The 15,451-nt window shown below is 57.7% G+C and carries 16 protein-coding genes and 1 pseudogene; 14 read left to right on the top strand and 3 right to left on the bottom strand.

What is annotated here, in order from left to right; translation table 11 throughout:
• Nucleotides 1-55: 55 nt before the first annotated feature.
• Nucleotides 56-820, bottom strand: a complete 765-nt coding sequence (locus BM063_RS09095) for an arylamine N-acetyltransferase family protein (protein WP_092038132.1) — start codon at nt 818-820, stop codon at nt 56-58.
• A gap of 523 nt (nt 821-1,343) precedes the next feature.
• Here BM063_RS09095 and def point away from each other — a divergent pair.
• From def to BM063_RS09075, 5 genes and pseudogenes are all read left to right on the top strand, one after another.
• Nucleotides 1,344-1,919 carry a peptide deformylase gene (def, locus tag BM063_RS09090; protein WP_092038130.1) on the top strand — a complete coding sequence of 192 codons (576 nt, stop codon included), beginning with the start codon at nt 1,344-1,346 and terminating at the stop codon, nt 1,917-1,919.
• Nucleotides 1,920-2,070: 151 nt separating this feature from the next.
• Nucleotides 2,071-2,775 carry an ATP-binding cassette domain-containing protein gene (locus BM063_RS09085; RefSeq protein WP_177199064.1) on the top strand — a complete coding sequence of 235 codons (705 nt, stop codon included), beginning with the start codon at nt 2,071-2,073 and terminating at the stop codon, nt 2,773-2,775.
• Nucleotides 2,745-2,927, top strand: a pseudogene (locus tag BM063_RS18320) (hypothetical protein); the annotation flags it as partial. The gene BM063_RS09085 and the pseudogene BM063_RS18320, both read left to right, overlap by 31 nt.
• A 57-nt stretch (nt 2,928-2,984) precedes the next feature.
• Nucleotides 2,985-3,239, top strand: a complete 255-nt coding sequence (locus tag BM063_RS17965; protein WP_092038127.1) for an ATP-binding cassette domain-containing protein — start codon at nt 2,985-2,987, stop codon at nt 3,237-3,239.
• Nucleotides 3,217-3,927, top strand: a complete 711-nt coding sequence (locus BM063_RS09075; protein WP_177199063.1) for a TetR/AcrR family transcriptional regulator — start codon at nt 3,217-3,219, stop codon at nt 3,925-3,927. Before BM063_RS17965 ends, BM063_RS09075 begins: the two co-directional genes overlap by 23 nt.
• A gap of 506 nt (nt 3,928-4,433) precedes the next feature.
• Here the strand turns inward: BM063_RS09075 and BM063_RS09070 are convergent.
• The gene (locus BM063_RS09070) at nt 4,434-5,267 is read right to left on the bottom strand and encodes a pirin family protein (protein WP_092038188.1); all 834 of its coding nucleotides are present in this window, start codon (nt 5,265-5,267) and stop codon (nt 4,434-4,436) included.
• A gap of 22 nt (nt 5,268-5,289) precedes the next feature.
• Complete coding sequence (locus BM063_RS09065; RefSeq protein ID WP_092038125.1) at nt 5,290-7,134, bottom strand: DUF2207 domain-containing protein; 1,845 nt, start codon at nt 7,132-7,134, stop codon at nt 5,290-5,292.
• Nucleotides 7,135-7,525: 391 nt separating this feature from the next.
• Here BM063_RS09065 and BM063_RS09060 point away from each other — a divergent pair, with 391 nt between their 5' ends.
• From BM063_RS09060 to BM063_RS09015, 9 genes are all read left to right on the top strand, one after another.
• Nucleotides 7,526-7,951, top strand: coding sequence for a hypothetical protein (locus BM063_RS09060; RefSeq protein WP_092038123.1), 426 nt, complete (start codon nt 7,526-7,528; stop codon nt 7,949-7,951).
• A 2-nt stretch (nt 7,952-7,953) separates the two neighbouring features.
• Nucleotides 7,954-9,153, top strand: a complete 1,200-nt coding sequence (alr, locus tag BM063_RS09055) for an alanine racemase (RefSeq protein WP_425439146.1) — start codon at nt 7,954-7,956, stop codon at nt 9,151-9,153.
• A gap of 165 nt (nt 9,154-9,318) precedes the next feature.
• On the top strand, nt 9,319-9,615 hold the full coding sequence (locus BM063_RS09050) for a CopG family ribbon-helix-helix protein (protein WP_092038119.1): 297 nt from the start codon (nt 9,319-9,321) through the stop codon (nt 9,613-9,615).
• 4 nt (nt 9,616-9,619) lie between these two features.
• On the top strand, nt 9,620-9,970 hold the full coding sequence (locus tag BM063_RS09045; RefSeq protein WP_092038117.1) for a type II toxin-antitoxin system PemK/MazF family toxin: 351 nt from the start codon (nt 9,620-9,622) through the stop codon (nt 9,968-9,970).
• A gap of 136 nt (nt 9,971-10,106) precedes the next feature.
• Nucleotides 10,107-11,111, top strand: a complete 1,005-nt coding sequence (locus tag BM063_RS09040; protein WP_092038115.1) for a PP2C family protein-serine/threonine phosphatase — start codon at nt 10,107-10,109, stop codon at nt 11,109-11,111.
• A gap of 182 nt (nt 11,112-11,293) precedes the next feature.
• The gene (locus tag BM063_RS09035; protein WP_092038112.1) at nt 11,294-11,629 is read left to right on the top strand and encodes an STAS domain-containing protein; all 336 of its coding nucleotides are present in this window, start codon (nt 11,294-11,296) and stop codon (nt 11,627-11,629) included.
• Complete coding sequence (gene rsbW, locus BM063_RS09030; protein ID WP_092038110.1) at nt 11,626-12,111, top strand: anti-sigma B factor RsbW; 486 nt, start codon at nt 11,626-11,628, stop codon at nt 12,109-12,111. The genes BM063_RS09035 and rsbW overlap by 4 nt, the downstream gene beginning before the upstream one ends.
• The gene (sigB, locus tag BM063_RS09025) at nt 12,077-12,862 is read left to right on the top strand and encodes an RNA polymerase sigma factor SigB (RefSeq protein ID WP_092038108.1); all 786 of its coding nucleotides are present in this window, start codon (nt 12,077-12,079) and stop codon (nt 12,860-12,862) included. The genes rsbW and sigB overlap by 35 nt, the downstream gene beginning before the upstream one ends.
• 428 nt (nt 12,863-13,290) lie before the next feature.
• Nucleotides 13,291-15,447, top strand: coding sequence for a Tex family protein (locus tag BM063_RS09015; protein WP_092038104.1), 2,157 nt, complete (start codon nt 13,291-13,293; stop codon nt 15,445-15,447).
• Nucleotides 15,448-15,451: the final 4 nt, after the last annotated feature.

The following is a 15,451-nucleotide window of genomic DNA, read 5'->3' as shown; positions in this document are numbered from 1 at the left end:
CTCCTCCTGTTTTTCTCCGGTCAAGGGGCGGGAACCCCCCTGCGGACCGGGCACGTTACGGCCGGATGCCGAAATGTCTCTCAAGCAGTCGGAACCACTCTTCCTCCGATGTGACGGGGCGCGTTTTCTGCTCTCCGCCTTCGGTCACCTTCAGGGCGGTGTCGGTCAAGGTGATCCGGCCGGTGCGCGTGGCCCGGGAGCAGATCCGGTTCCGGGTGAAATGGGAATCCGGCGACGTTTGGTGGTATCGGCACATGTCCATGAAATCCTCTATCCTTCGGGGAACAAGGGTGAACCGATAGGCGTCGGACCAGCTTTCGCCGCTTTGCCGCTGCATCGCGTATTCGCCCTTTGAGAGGCGCCTCACCCGGTAAGCGCCGCCGATGTCTTCCCGGACTTCTCCGCTTATGGGCAGCGGACGGCGGAAGGCGTTCCCGAAGCCCACATCCGCCAAGTAAGGTTCATCCAGGGTGACAATCAGGGCGAGGTGGTCGAATTCGGGGTTGAACCCGCCCCGTTCGTTTTTCACCCTCGCCGAGACGAGGATGGAATCATACCCGAGGGACCGCAGCAGCCAATGAAACAGGTGATTCAGTTCGTAGCAGAACCCTCCCCGTTTTTGCCGCACGATCTTGTCGAACAGGGAAGGGATGTCGAGACGAATCGGCCGCTTCAGATGAATGTTCAGATTCTCAAAGGGCACCCTGAGCAGATGGCGTTCGTGCAGCCGCTCGAGGAAGGCAAGGGTGGGTTTCGGCGGGGCGGCGAGGTCGAGGAGATTCAGATAAGCCTGCACGTCCGGTTTGACATTTGTTTGCATCGGCGGCCTCCTGTCATTTATCAAATATAGTAAATAATAATGTTGTATAACCGATTATACCATACTTCGCCGCCGCAGGAGTGAAACCCTTTCTTATTTCGAACCGCGGAGAAAACATCCGGTGCATTTTTATTGGGGGAGTTTCCCGGGGTGCCGATTCACATCTTCAACGAAGGGGCGGGACGGAGCTCTGCTGTCGGAGGAGACGGCGGGGTTTTCCCGGAAACGCGGGGCGCATGCTCGATGGAAAAAGCCCACCGGCCAAAAATGTCCAAAGTGATTGACATCCCGTGCATGCTGGTTAATCATGGACATGTCCAGTCCTTTTGACGCAGGCGGTGCCGTTGAAAACAAGATCAAGGAAATGCGAAAAAGGCTGGGGCTCGCTAAAGAGCAGCCCGCCAAGGCGTGCGGAGTCGCCGGAGACCATCCATTGCATCGAAAATGACAAATATGACCCACGCAGCAATGGGCCTGAAATTGTCCATGGTATTAAACGTGAAGGTGGATGAGTTGTTTATCTATGAGTAAATTTCACGCGGGTTATACCATCACCATGAAAGACATCGCAAGGGAAGGCAATCCGATTCTGCGCCAGCGCACCCAAGAAGTGAACGTGCCCTTATCTGACGAAGATCGGGAGACATTAATCTGCATGATGAACTTTTTGAAAAACAGCCAAGACCCCGTGTTGTCCAAGAAGTATCAACTGCGGGCAGGCGTCGGTTTGTCCGCCAATCAAATCGGCTTGAATAAACGGATGTTCACGGCCTATTTTGTGGATGAAGCAGGAAGGCAACATGAATATGCCCTTGCAAATCCGGAAATCATCAGCCATTCCGTTTGGATGATTTATTTGCCTCAAGGGGAAGGCTGTCTTTCGGTGGACCGGGAGGTAAAGGGGTTTGTCCCCCGATATGAATGGATCAAAGTCAAAGGGTTTAATTCAGAGGGAGAACAAGTAACCTTAAAACTGAAAGGCTATGCTTCCATCGTCATTCAACACGAAATCGATCATTTGAACGGAATCCTGTTTTATGACCGTATAAATAAAGAAAATCCTTTTCTCGTGCCTGAAAACTGCCGGAGCCTGTTTTAAACCCAACTTGTTCGGCCGGGGGAGACACCACAGGGTGTCTCTTTATTTCAAGATTCCTTTTCCGGGCGTCCGGTTTCGGATATACTAGAAGTAAGTGATTACTCACTATCCAATGAAGGAAGTCGTCGACCTTCAGGGGGACTGCATTTCGGTGCGAAGACCGCTTTGCCGACCGATAGCCCGCCGGGAGATATGGGGGCTGATCGAAGAGTTGGCGCGCGAGGGGACGCGGGTGGTGGTATCCACCCAGTATCTGGACGAGGTTGCCCGTTGCGACGAGGTGCTTTTTCTCCACCGGGGACGATTGCTGGTCCAGGACAGTCCGGAGAACTTGATCCGGCGCTTCCCCCATCGGGTGTTCCGGATCCCGGAAATGCGGGAAGCCCGGCTTCGGGAACTGAGGCGTCTCCGAACCGTTCCCGGCGTGGTGGACGCCTTTCCCCGCGGCGTCCACTGGATCATTCTGGCCGAGGGGGAAGAAGTGTTGGAGCCGCTGAAGGGACATCTGGCAAGGATGGGGGATACCGGCGGGAACCGGCGGAGCCCGAGTTTGAGGACGTGTTCATCCAATGGATGGGGGAGACGGAGAAGCATGATTGAGATTTGCGGGCTGACCCGGCGGTATGGTTCCTTCCGGGCGGTGGATAATGTATCATTGACAGTGACGTCGGGAAAGATTTTCGGCCTGATCGGCGCCAACGGAGCGGGAAAGACGACGCTGATCCGCATGCTCTGCGGGCTTCTTCCGCCCGGCGAGGGATCGGCTTCCGCCTGTTGGTTTCGATATCGTGAAGGACAGGTACCGGATCCGGGAGCGGATCGGCTATATGTCCCAGAAGTTTTCCCTCTGTCCTGACCTCACGGTGTGGGAGAATCTCGATTTTTACGCCCGGCTGTACGGACTTTCCGTCCGGCGGGCGGCCCGCGTGGAGGAATTGGTGCCTGCGGGAGTCGGTTCACCGGCCTGTTCACGCGCTGGGAGGAGGACTGCGCCAGCGCGTCGCCTTTGCCGCCGCCCTGGTCCATTCCCCGCTCTTTGTAATCCTGGACGAGCCGACCAGCGGTGTGGATCCGCTCACGCGCCGGCTGTTCTGGGAACAGCTTTATGAGCGGACCGAGCGCGGCACGACGGAGTTGGATGAAGCGGAGCGTTGCGACGAGGTGGCCTTGATGAACCGAGGGCGGATCGTACTTTCCGGAGGTGTGCGCGAGATTCAAAGCCGGTTCCGTTCCAGGCTCGGGGAGCGGCCGTCGTTGGAGGACATTGTTGCCGATGTGATTCGTCGAGGTGGTGATGATGACGAGCAAAAGCTGGGATGAGTGGGTCAAGACGATTGCGGATGAGTACGAGGTCAATCTGGATCCGGACCAGCGGCAGACCCAAAAGCAGAAACAGATCCTGGAGGCGGCCATCCATGTGTTTGCCGAAAAGGGATACAGCGGCGCCTCCACCCATGAGATCGCCGAGCGGGCCGGGGTGGCGGAGGCGACCATCTTCAAGCATTACCGCACGAAAAAGGGACTGCTCCTGCGCCTGGTGATTCCGGCCATCGCCAAGGTGGCCGCTCCCTATATCGCCCGCCCGGTGCTCCATCTCCTGGAGCAGGACAAACCCCTGCACGAGGTGATGCAGGATGTGATCGCCGACCGCATTCGCCTCGTCGAAAACAACTGGAAGCTGATCAAAATCATCCTTGTGGAGAGCCTGTTCCATCCGGAACTGAGGGAAGCGCTGCAAAACCACGTGGCCAAAAACCTGATGGCCATGGCAAGTGAGAAGCTGGACCGCCTGAAGGAGCAGGGGAAACTGCGGACCGACCTGCCCAATTACGTCCTGCTGCGCAGCGCCATGTCGATGGTGATCGGCTACCTGCTCGCCCGAAACGTTTTTCCGGAGGTGTTTGCCCGTTCGGAGGAAGAAGAGGAGATTCGCATGATCGCCGATGTTTTCGTCCGGGGCGCCGGGGGTCCCAGAGGCCGGGCGGAGCTGGAAGGCGCCGGTGAATAGCCTGATTTGAAGCCAAAAAGAAAGAAGGGGCGTATCGCGGAAGCCTTGAACGTGACGAAAAGGTTGCGGCACGAATCCCTTCCTGCCGGCGGGGGGTGCCATCAACGGATTGGCGTGGAACAAACCGCGCCTTGCTCTCGCGGTTTTCAGCCGAATCATCCTCCCCGCGAAAGGCGATGGAGGGAAGTGTCGCGTAAAAGCCAAAAGACCTGCCGCTTGCGGAAAATGTCGTGGGCATCGAGGCTTCCCTCCATCCCGATGATGCGAAAGCCGCCCCGCTCCCTGAAGGAGCGGGGCGGCCCTTTTGGAGGTCGTGATCCTCGCATTCATATCGGATTCGGGCGCGCTGTATGCGCATTGCAAACAACCGCATACAACGCCCAGACGGATGCGGACGCGATGGACGGCCCGCCTCCTTTTGAAGTCAGGCGCGGCCAAACGGGATCGCGCCCCTTTCGATGGAAAAGGCCCCCCGGGTGCCGCCTTCCATCCTCCATCCCGGTCCGTCAGCGGAGAAAGCGCCCTTCCCGGTAATCGCGGAGGGCTTCGAGGATTTGCTCCTGGGTGTTCATGACAAAGGGTCCGTAAGCGACGACCGGTTCTTCCACCGGCTCTCCGGCATACAGGAGGAGACGGAGCTTCCCGCGGGCGGTCACCCGGACCTCGGTCTGCTCGCCGCGCTCGTGGCGGCTGAGAAAGAGGACCTGCCCCGCCTTTCCTTCCGCTTCCTCGGCCCCGAAGACGCCGCTTCCCTCCAGGATGTACAAAAAGCCGTTGTAGTGGCCCGGCAGATCCTGTGAGACGGTGCACCCCGGCTCCACGTTCATCTCCACCATCGTGACCGGGACGATGTTTCGGGTCGGGGCCCGAACGCCTTTGGATGAGCCGGAGAAGACGCGGATGGTCGCCCCGTTTTCTTCGCGGACGGGCATCTTTTCCGCCCGCAGGTTTTGGTAGCGCGGCTTTATCATTTTATGGGTGCTCGGCAAATTGATCCACAGCTGCAAGCTGTGCACCGTCGATCCGGGGGCTGGATCCTCCTTGTGGATGACTCCCCGGCCGGCGGTCATCCATTGCACGTCGCCGGGACCGAGCTTGCCGTGGCCGGCGTTGCTGTCGTAGTGTTCCAGCTCGCCGCTGATCACGTAAGTAACCGTCTCGATCCCGCGATGGGGGTGTTCCTCGAAGGTGCCGCGCTGAAAAATGTCTTCCATCAGCAGCAAAAAGGGATCGTGTTCTTCCCATTTTCCCGGTTCCAGGACCGGCCCGCTGCGGTGGGTGGGACTGTTGACGGTCAGTTCAACGGACCGGATCCGGCGAATGCGGCGCAGGACCGCCATGTTTTTCCCTCCTGCGTATTTTTTAAAAGGCTCCGGCACCGCCACCGCCGCCGCTGCCTCCGCTGCTTCCACCGCCTCCTCCAGAAAATACCGAACTGGAGGAACCAACCGATATGGTGGTGAATGCGAAGGTAGTGGCGGTCTTCATGGGATTGCTTAGCAGCGGCAAATGTTTTTCCATTTCTTCATATTTCCCTCCTTTTCCGTAGTGATGGACGAAGGAGGGCGACACACCCAGCACAATGGCGTGCTGGAGGAGCTTTTCCTTCTTAGCGGGTTCGCTTCCCACGGGGTATGTGCCCTTTTTCAGCGCTTTGCGCCAGGACTTGACGGCGAGGCGAAGGGACGTCCCTTTGAGGGTGAGGGAGTAAACGGGAATGATCGCCAGGGACAAAGCCGACAAAATGTACAATACGAAATAGCTATCAACCAGATCCGGTGACTCCAGCAGGGCGGCAAGCGCAAAGAATGAAGCTACCAGAAAGAGGAGGAAGCGGCGTTTGCGCTGATATTTGAGGGCAGAACTCCACGCCGCGATCCCCAAAACCGCCCCTGCCACAATGATGCCCCCCAGGCTTGCGACATCCGCGTAACACAGATAGATGGTGAGCCCGATGTGGATCGGGAGAAGACACCATATGAGGTATTTGAAAAACCGGGACTTCCGGGCATAGGGGGCATAGGCCTTAAGCACCAGATCCTTCCATCTGTCAAAGCTGCTTTGGCTCAGGTAGACCAGTGAATCCAGGGTGCAAGTGCGATATTTTTTCCCCTCTATATTTTCCGAATCCCGGAAAAACGAATCGATCAAATACCGCTCATGCCTTTCCAGATTCTTCTTCTCTTCCGCCCAAAGGAATTTAAAGGTTTCATCTTCCTCCAATTTCTCAATGCGGATGGCATCCTTCTGATACAGGGAGAACAGGCCGGCGATCAAATCCTGCGGTGTCAGTTTTCCCTTTTGATACACGAGGGCGACAAGGAGGGGATCCAGTTCCTCCAACCGTCCCGCTTCCCCGGATTCCCCGCGGGCCAAGGCCCTGCGCAAAATCCGGAAGAGAACGTATAGCAGGATTGCCGCAAGCAGAGTAAGTGTAATAAGATCCAGGGCCGATTTTCCCGTCTCCAATAATCTTTCACGGGCGGCGAAGCGCGGTTGAAGCGCTTTTTCTTCGGATAAAATGTCCGCCTTCATGTTCTTGTCCTCGGTCAATTTCGCCTTCGGCAGAAATTCTCCCGGAAAAAGGAGCCGGATTTCGGAGGTGACCCCGGCGGGGAACAAGGGCGTTTGATAACGGATGGAATAATCCGTGATGTCCGTAATCTGTCCGTTTGCGCGTTCATGCAAAAAATATTGGATCTGGTCCTTGTGAAAAGGCTTTGGCAGAATCACATCGATCGTCACCCGGTGGAGATCGGATTCATTGCTGTAATCAAAGAAGGCCCAGTAAAATTCGGCGGTATCCCTGTATTTTCTTACGGCGTTGCTCAGGCGATACCGGTAATAAACCCGTTTTTTCTCGTTTTTGGAGGCTGTGTAGACGTAAAACGTTTCTTTATCCCTTTCGGTCTTCAGCGGCTGCGAGTCTTCGAAGGTGAATTCCCCCAATTCCTTTCCGGGAGGCGGCAGGTAGGCCTCAAAGAATTCCACCCCGTCGTGGCCGTTGTCTTTGATGGTGCGCGTCGTTCCGTTGAATTCCCCGTCAAAATCGTAGGTATACAATTCCTCGACATACAGATCGCCATCCTCCAGGATGTAGGCCCGGATATCCAACCGTTCGATGGTGAAGCTTTTTTCTTCTTCATCCCACCCCGGCAGAAAGATCAGAATGAAAAGCAGGAACAACAGGGACGCCGGTTTTTTCATCCGTACACCTCCATTTCGGATGGGAGTGCGTGGGCGGAAAAACTGGAGAAGGGGTGGAGGAAGTCCCCCTCAGCCGCTTGATTGGAAAAATAAGGAGTCTCGCTTCGGGGGCAGGGCAGCCCGGGAACTGCCTCACGGACAAGCCTTTATATATCATACACGATCTGCCAATAATATGAATCGTCTTGTTTTGGAGACGGGGAAAAATCTTCTTGAAGCGGAGGATTTGTGGTGTCAGGGGAAGGAAATCGGGCATAAGCGCCCCCTGGCAATTCGGCGGCAGAGAAGGTATGATGAGGAGGTAAAAGGGAATCGGTGGGAGGCCGGGAAATTTCCGATGCTCCGTCCGCGCCTCCACAGGTAGGATTGCAGGAGATAATGAGGTGAACCCATGACTTCCGACCGGATTTTTGAAGAAACCACCCCCTACACGGTCCTTCTCTACCGGAAGGATCGGGAACTTCGCCTGTGGGAGGTCGGGGGATTTTTGATCGGTATGATTCCTTTGCTCTCCCTTTTTCCGTTTCGTTCCGCTCCCTTTGTCGTCTCGCTGCTCGTTCTCGCCGCGGCGGTGATGGCCGGGATGCCCGCGTTGTATCGGGCCGTCTATCGTCCCCGGTACATCCTGTACCGGGACCGGCTGGAGATCCGCAAAGGCCGCAGGCGGCAGACGGTGCCCTTGACCCGGGTGAAACCGGCTTACGACCTCCCATACTTCTTCATGATTGACGGAAAGAGGCTCCCTTTGTTGGTGAGCGATGACTTTCTCGGGCGATTGAATGAACGGTTGGAAATTTTGCGCCATGGATGGGAATGAGGATGAGAGAGGACGTTTATTATCGCGATACGGTGGCGGAAGTGGATCTGGATGCGATCCGGCACAATGTGCGGCAGTTTCGCAGGCACCTTCCGAAATCCGTCCGGCTGATGGCGGTGGTCAAGGCGGACGCCTACGGACACGGGGCGGTGCCGGTGGCCCGGGCGGCGCTGTCGGCGGGGGCCGACAGCCTTGCCGTGGCCTTTTTGGACGAGGCCCTGGAACTTCGGGAGGCGGGAGTCTCCGCCCCGATCCTGGTGATGGGTTACACCCCGCCCCGGGCGGTGGGGGAGGCGATCAAAAACGATGTCACCCTCACCGTGTACTCGGAGGAAGTGGTCGAAGCGCTCGGCCGCCAGGCGGCCCGCGAGGGGAAAAGCGTGGCGATTCACGTGAAAGTGGACACGGGGATGGGCCGCCTCGGCTTGTTGGAAGGGGAGCTATCCGCCTTTCTCCGCTGTCTCGCCCGCCATCCCCACCTCCGGATCGGCGGGGTGTTTACCCACTTTGCCTGTGCCGATGAATCGGACAAGGAGTATACCCGCTTTCAGCACCGGTGCCTTCTCGGCTTTGTCGATCGCTTGCGGGCGGCGGGGGCCGATGTCCCCCTCATCCACTGCTCCAACAGCGCGGCGGCCATCGACCTGCCGGAATACGGACACGCCCTGGTCCGCCTCGGCATCAGCATGTACGGGTATTATCCGTCGGAAGAGGTGAACCGCCAGGCCGTCCGGCTGAAACCGGCCCTCACGCTGAAGACGCGGATCGTCCGCCTGAAAAGGCCGCCGGCGGGGACGGGGATCAGTTACGGAAAGACGGTGACGGTGGACGGAAGCCGCTGGATCGCCACTATTCCCATCGGCTACGCCGACGGCTTGAGCCGCCGCCTCTCCAACCGGGGTTCGGCGCTGGTGAGGGGACGGCGCGTGCCCATCGTCGGCCGGGTTTGCATGGATCAGACGATGCTGGATGTGACGGAGGCGATGCCCGCCGCCGTGGGGGACGAAGTGGTCCTTTACGGCCGACAGGGGAATGAAGTGATCAGCGTGGACGAGGTGGCCCGCCTGTTGGACACCATCTCCTATGAGGTGACCTGTGCGGTGGGCCGGCGGGTTCCCCGGGTGTACCTTGAAGACGGAAAGCGGGTGGGGGTGATCAACCGGCTGAGGGGGTCCGGGAGCGCCCTTTGCGAAAAAAGTTGACGAATTATGTGGAGCTTCCTTTTCCGGCAGGAATTTCACCCACGGAGTCGAATACATTTAATACTGCCTATAAGCCGGAAATGTTGCGGAATTTGCGATCCGGGGGTATATTTTGCATTGCGAACGGCAAAATGGTAGTATTGACTAGAGAAGTTCGTGAACGGGATGATTGGTTGGGGGTGCGTGGTGTTGGCAGAGACAAAAAGAATCATGATCACCCTTCCGAAGCATCTGTTGCAGGAAGTTGACGGTTTGGCGCGGAAGGAGAATTCCAATCGCAGCGAACTGATCCGCCAGGCGACCAAGCTCTATCTGCAGGAACGGAAAAAACGGATGATTCGCGAGATGATGCAGCGGGGTTATATGGAGATGGCCAAGATCAACTTGAACATTGCTTCGGAAGCTTTCGATGCCGAGGAAGAGGCCGACGATACCTTAGATCGCTTGGTTAGCGGGGTGTAAGGGTTTGATCGTAAAGCGTGGCGATGTGTTTTTTGCCGATCTTTCGCCGGTTGTGGGATCGGAACAGGGTGGGGTGCGACCGGTTCTGGTGATACAGAACAATATCGGAAACCGGTTTAGCCCCACCGTTATCGTCGCCGCGATAACCGCCCAGATCCAAAAGGCCAAATTGCCCACCCACGTGGAGATTGATGCCAAAACCTACGGGTTTGAACGGGATTCGGTCATCCTGCTGGAACAGATCCGCACCATCGACAAACAGCGGCTCACCGACAAAATCACACACCTGGACGACGAAATGATGGAGCGGGTCAACGAGGCGCTGCAGATCAGCCTCGGTTTGATCGATTTTTGACCTCGCGAAGAGATGCGGGAAGTGTAACCGCATCTCTTTTTTTGTAGTATAATGGATTCGTATTCAAGGATCGGCGGTGATTCCCCTAAGGCCCGTCGGTTGTGATTTTTGGCAGACCGCGGTTTGGGGTGAATTTATGAAACGAGACGATGTCAAAAAGCAGTACGAGGATCTTCTATCCGATTATTTGCTGAACAGACGGGAGGATCTGCTGTATGCCGCTCAGCAGTTGAGCAAGTGGATGATCGAGCAGCGGATTTCCCCCGAAGAGATTGTCAATCTGCATGCGGCGGTCATCAAGAAGATGGTGCCGGACGTGCCCCAGGCGGTTGTGGATTCCTTCGACATGTTGATTGAAATCATGATGGGTTATGGGATCGCTTACCGGGAGCACGAAAGCCTTGTTCACCGGCAGCAGGAACTGGAATACGAGATTGAAGTGGCCGTCGGAATGCAGCAGACGCTCCTTCCCGAAACCCTCCCCACCTTCCCGGGCATCGACATCGGCGTGATCAGCGTTCCCGCCAACAGGATGAGCGGCGACTACTACAACGTGGTGGATCACGGTCGGGGAAAGATGGGGGTGGCGCTTTCGGACATCATCGGAAAAGGCATTCCCGCCGCCCTGTGCATGTCGATGATCAAGTACGCGATGGACGGGCTTCAGGAGGGTTCCCTGCGTCCCTCGGAGATCCTCAGGCGCCTCAACAGCGTCGTGGAGCGAAACGTGGATCCCAGCATGTTTATCACGATGGTTTACGGCATTTACAATACCCGGAATCACCGCTTCTTTTACGCGACGGCGGGCCATGAACCGGGCTTGGTGTTCCGGTCGAAGGAACGGAAATTTGAGAATATGCCCACCCGCGGACTGGTTCTCGGCGTCTCTCCGGACGCCACTTACAAGGATTACATCGTGGATCTCTCTCCCGGAGACGCGATCATTCTCTTTTCCGACGGTGTGACCGAGTGCCGGGTGAACGGCGATTTCCTGGGCCGGGACAAACTGCGCGAGGTACTGCTCTCCTGCATGGATCTTCCCGCCCAAAAAGCGGTGGAAGCGGTTTACCAACAAATTTACCGAATGGCCGGTTATGAGCTGAATGACGATCAAACCCTGATGATCATCCGCAGGAAATGATCCGCCGGGCCGATCGGACAAGGTATGCGGCTGCGTGGAAGCCCGGGGATTTGGAACCTGATTCCATCTCATACGGTATCTCCCTGTTTAATGGGATTTTCTTCCCGTTTTCAACTAACAAAATCAGGTTTTTTTTTCACCCCGAGGGGGAAAGGTGTAAGTGAGCATCGGAGGTTGAGGATATGGATGTAACGATTCATGAAAAGGCGGAATCCGACAACGTCACGACGCTGGTTGTGGAAGGCGAAGTGGACGCCTACACCGCGCCCCGTCTTCGCGAGCGGCTGCTTCCCTTGTGCGAAAAGGCGAAAGTGGTCAATCTGGACTTGTCCAAGGTGACCTATATGGACAGCACCGGACTGGGCGTGCTGATCGGGGCGTACAAGGCGTTGCGCATATCGTCCGGCCGTTTGAGAATATACGGGATCAATCCCCGTTTGGAACGGCTGTTTCAGATCACGGGTCTGAGTGAGATTTTCTGTGTGGAAGACAAGTCGCAGGGGGACGGAAAATCATGAAGGAGCAACCGAAAGACATGATTGAGCTGACCATTCCCGCCAAGGCCGACTTTGTGGGGGTAGTCCGCCTGGCGGTATCCGGGATTGCCAGCCGGATGGGTTTCTCCTATGACGACATCGAAGATTTGAAGGTGGCGGTTGCTGAGGCTTGCACCAATGCGGTCCACCACGCCTACAAGGATCAGCGGGGAGAGATTCTCATCTTCTGCGGGATCTTTCCCGATCGGTTGGAGATCGAAGTGGTCGATCGGGGTCCCAGTTTTGACATTGCGGAAGTGCAGGCGCGTTCGGGTCCTCTTAACGGACACATGCCGGTTCACGCATTGCCGGAGAGAGGGTTGGGCCTCTACCTGATGAAGTCTCTGATGGACAAGGTGGAGATCAAGGGAGATGGCGGCATCGCGGTGACCCTGATCAAGTATATCCGGAGGGACGAGGTGGAGGAGGATGTCGACGCGCCCACAGAAACCCGATCTCACTGAGAATGAAATTTTGGAAATGATCCGCCAGTACCAGCAAGACGGGGACGAAGAGATCCAAGCCGCCCTGGTGGATTATTATTCCGAATTGGTGGAAACCCTCGCATCCAAATTCTCGCGGGGCGCAGAACTCTTCGAGGACCTGGTCCAGGTGGGGATGATCGGGCTTCTGGCTGCGCTGAAGCGGTATGATCCCTCCTACGGGCGAAGCTTCGAAGGCTTCGCGGTTCCCACCATCGTCGGCGAGATCAAACGGTACATCCGGGACAAGACCTGGAGCGTGCATGTTCCTCGCCGGATCAAGGAACTGGGTCCCCGCATCAAAAAAGCGGTGGAGGATTTGACGGTTCGTTTTCAGCGCTCACCCCAGATCGAAGAGATCGCCGAATATCTGGGTGTCACTCCGGAAGAAGTGTTGGAAACGATGGAAATGGGTCGCAGCTACAACGCCGTCTCCGTGGACACACCCATCGAGGCCAACAGCGACGGCAGCCAAGTGACGCTGTTGGATCTGGTGGGAAGCATGGATGAGGGTTTTGAGCACGTCGACCAGAAGATGGTGCTGGAGAAAGCCTTTCAGGTGCTGACGGAAAGGGAACGGGACATCATCCGCATGACCTTTTTTGACAACCTGAGTCAGAAGCAGGCGGGGGAAAAGCTGGGAATCTCCCAGATGCACGTGTCCCGTCTGCAGCGGCGGGCGCTTCGCAAACTGCGCGAGGCGATCCGGATCGAGCCGTCGGAGTGCATTTGACCTTCCCGGCTGAAGGCGTGGGAGGGGTTATTTTTTTGTCGGAGCACAGGCGCGCACCCTTCGTTTCCGCCTCCTCCGGTTTTGTCTTCCATTTGCCGTTCCTTTCGATGTTTCCGCCCTGGCCGGGCGTTTTTTTTTTTGTGGCGTCGGGAGGGTCTTTCGCCCATTCCGTCGCCGCCGGCAGGAGGCTCCCGGAGCGGGCGGTCCAAGGCCGCGCGGACCGCCTTCCGGGGAAACGTCCCTTAAGAAGCCCTTGCCGGGAAGCGGATCCGGCGAAGGGGCCATCCCTCTCTCCCAAAAAAATTTGGAGCATTTCAGGGATCGGCCCGCTCCGTGGGCGGGTGCAGCGACCTTCAGCTTCCTCGGCCTTGGGGGATTTGATATAATCATAGTTCCAGATCAGCAAGGCTTATCGACGGAGGCGATTTATGAACGACGAACGGATTCACCAGGTGATTGCCGAAGAATTGGGGATTCGCCCCGCCCAGGTTCAGGCGAGCGTCCAACTCCTCGCCGAAGGAAACACGATTCCCTTCATCGCCCGCTACCGAAAGGAACGGACCGGGGAGCTGGACGAGGAGCAGCTCAGGGCCATCGAGGAGCGGTACCGCTATCTGCGGCAACTTCAGCAGCGGAAGGCGGAAGTAATCCGCCTGATCGAGGAGCAGGGGAAACTGACGGAGGAACTGAAAAGCAGAATTGAGCAGGCCGTCAAACTGCAGGAAGTGGAAGACCTGTACCGGCCCTTCAGGCCGAAGCGGAAGACGCGGGCCTCCGTCGCCCGGGAAAAGGGGCTGGCCCCCCTGGCCGAGTTGATGATGAAATCCCGGGAAGAGGCGGAGGTGGAGCAGGCCGCCCTTCGCTTCATCGACGAGGAGAAGGGGGTGGCCTCACCGGAAGAGGCTTTGGCCGGAGCGCGGGATATCGTGGCGGAAACCGTCGCCGAAGATCCGGACATCCGCCAATTTGTGCGGGAGTATACCTGGAAAAGGGGCGTCCTCGTCTCCAGAGCCCGGGATCCCGAGAAGAAAACGGTGTACGAGATGTACTATGAATACAGCGAAGCGGTGCGGCGCATGCCCGCCCATCGCATCCTGGCGGTCAACCGGGGGGAGCGCGAGGAAGTGCTGCGGGTGAGCATCGACGTGGAAGCGGAGGAGATCCTTCGCCGGATTCTGGAGCGCTTCCCCCATCCCGGCCAGCGCCATTTGAAGGAGGCGGTGGAGGACGGTTACAAGCGGTTGATCGCCCCCTCCGTGGAGAGGGAAATCCGGGGCATGATGACGGAGAAGGCGGAAGAACAGGCGATCCGCGTTTTTGCGGAAAACCTGCGCAATCTGCTGCTCACGCCGCCTGTCTCCGGCAAGCGGGTGCTGGGGATCGATCCGGCCTACCGCACCGGATGCAAGTTGGCGGTGGTGGATGAAACCGGCAAACTGCTCCACATCGACGTGATTTATCCCACGCCTCCGGAAAACCGGGTGGACGAGGCGAAGCGGATCACCCGGGGGATCATCGAGGAGTACGGCATCGATCTGATCGCCGTCGGCAACGGCACCGCCTCGCGGGAGACGGAGGCCTTTGTGGCGGAGCTGATCCGGGAGCTGGACAGGGAATGTTACTATGTGATCGTCAATGAAGCCGGAGCCAGCGTCTACTCTGCTTCCAAAACGGCCCGGGAGGAGTTTCCCCACCTGGATGCGGCCTCCCGCAGCGCCGTCTCCATCGCCCGCCGGCTGCAGGATCCCCTGGCGGAATTGGTGAAAATCGATCCGAAGGCGTTGGGGGTTGGACAGTACCAGCACGATGTTTCCCAGAAGCGTTTGGCGGAAAGCCTCGCCGCTGTCGTGGAATCCGTCGTCAATCACGTGGGGGTGGATGTGAACACTGCCTCCCCGGCCCTTCTGGGGTATGTGTCGGGGATCACCTCCGCCGTCGCCAAAAACATCGTCAAACGGCGGGAAGAGGTGGGCCGCTTCAAAAACCGGGAAGAGTTGAAGGAGATTCCCCGCCTCGGGGCGAAGACCTACGAGCAGTGCATCGGGTTTCTGCGCATTCCCGACGGAGAGCAGCCCCTGGACAAGACGCCGATCCATCCGGAATCCTACCCGGTGGTGGAGCGGCTCCTGGCCGAGCTGGGATGTGCACGCGAGGCGATCGGCACCGAGGAGCTGAACGAACGGCTGCACCGGGTGGACGTGTCGTCCATGGCGGAACGGATCGGATGCGGTGTTCCCACCCTTCGGGACATCATCGATGCCCTCCGGAAACCGGGGCGGGATCCCCGGGAGGAGCTGCCGCCTCCCATCTTTCGTTCCGACGTGCTGAAGCCGGAGGACCTGCGTCCGGGGATGCAGCTGAAGGGAACGGTCCGCAATGTGGTCGATTTCGGCGCCTTTGTGGACATCGGGCTGAAAAACGATGGACTAGTGCACATTTCCCGGATGAGCGAAAAATATGTGCACCATCCCCTGGATGTTGTCTCCGTGGGGGATATCGTCGATGTGTGGGTCATCGGGGTGGATCTGGAACGGGAGCGGGTTTCCCTCAGCATGGTTCCCGTCCCGTCCGGGGAAGGCGAATAGGGAT

Source organism: Planifilum fulgidum, from assembly GCF_900113175.1.
In the GTDB taxonomy this organism is placed as follows: domain Bacteria; phylum Bacillota; class Bacilli; order Thermoactinomycetales; family DSM-44946; genus Planifilum; species Planifilum fulgidum.
Note: the sequence above shows the minus strand (reverse complement) of the source record. Positions and strands in the feature narration are given on the sequence as shown.

Coding starts and splice junctions, on each gene's coding strand:
- BM063_RS09095 (WP_092038132.1), bottom strand. CDS start 820: ATGCAAACAAATGTCAAACCGGACGTGCAGGCTTATCTGAATCTCCTC.
- def (WP_092038130.1), top strand. CDS start 1,344: ATGAGTAAATTTCACGCGGGTTATACCATCACCATGAAAGACATCGCA.
- BM063_RS09075 (WP_177199063.1), top strand. CDS start 3,217: ATGACGAGCAAAAGCTGGGATGAGTGGGTCAAGACGATTGCGGATGAG.
- BM063_RS09070 (WP_092038188.1), bottom strand. CDS start 5,267: ATGGCGGTCCTGCGCCGCATTCGCCGGATCCGGTCCGTTGAACTGACC.
- BM063_RS09065 (WP_092038125.1), bottom strand. CDS start 7,134: ATGAAAAAACCGGCGTCCCTGTTGTTCCTGCTTTTCATTCTGATCTTT.
- BM063_RS09060 (WP_092038123.1), top strand. CDS start 7,526: ATGACTTCCGACCGGATTTTTGAAGAAACCACCCCCTACACGGTCCTT.
- alr (WP_425439146.1), top strand. CDS start 7,954: ATGAGAGAGGACGTTTATTATCGCGATACGGTGGCGGAAGTGGATCTG.
- BM063_RS09050 (WP_092038119.1), top strand. CDS start 9,319: ATGATTGGTTGGGGGTGCGTGGTGTTGGCAGAGACAAAAAGAATCATG.
- BM063_RS09040 (WP_092038115.1), top strand. CDS start 10,107: ATGAAACGAGACGATGTCAAAAAGCAGTACGAGGATCTTCTATCCGAT.
- BM063_RS09035 (WP_092038112.1), top strand. CDS start 11,294: ATGGATGTAACGATTCATGAAAAGGCGGAATCCGACAACGTCACGACG.
- rsbW (WP_092038110.1), top strand. CDS start 11,626: ATGAAGGAGCAACCGAAAGACATGATTGAGCTGACCATTCCCGCCAAG.
- sigB (WP_092038108.1), top strand. CDS start 12,077: ATGTCGACGCGCCCACAGAAACCCGATCTCACTGAGAATGAAATTTTG.
- BM063_RS09015 (WP_092038104.1), top strand. CDS start 13,291: ATGAACGACGAACGGATTCACCAGGTGATTGCCGAAGAATTGGGGATT.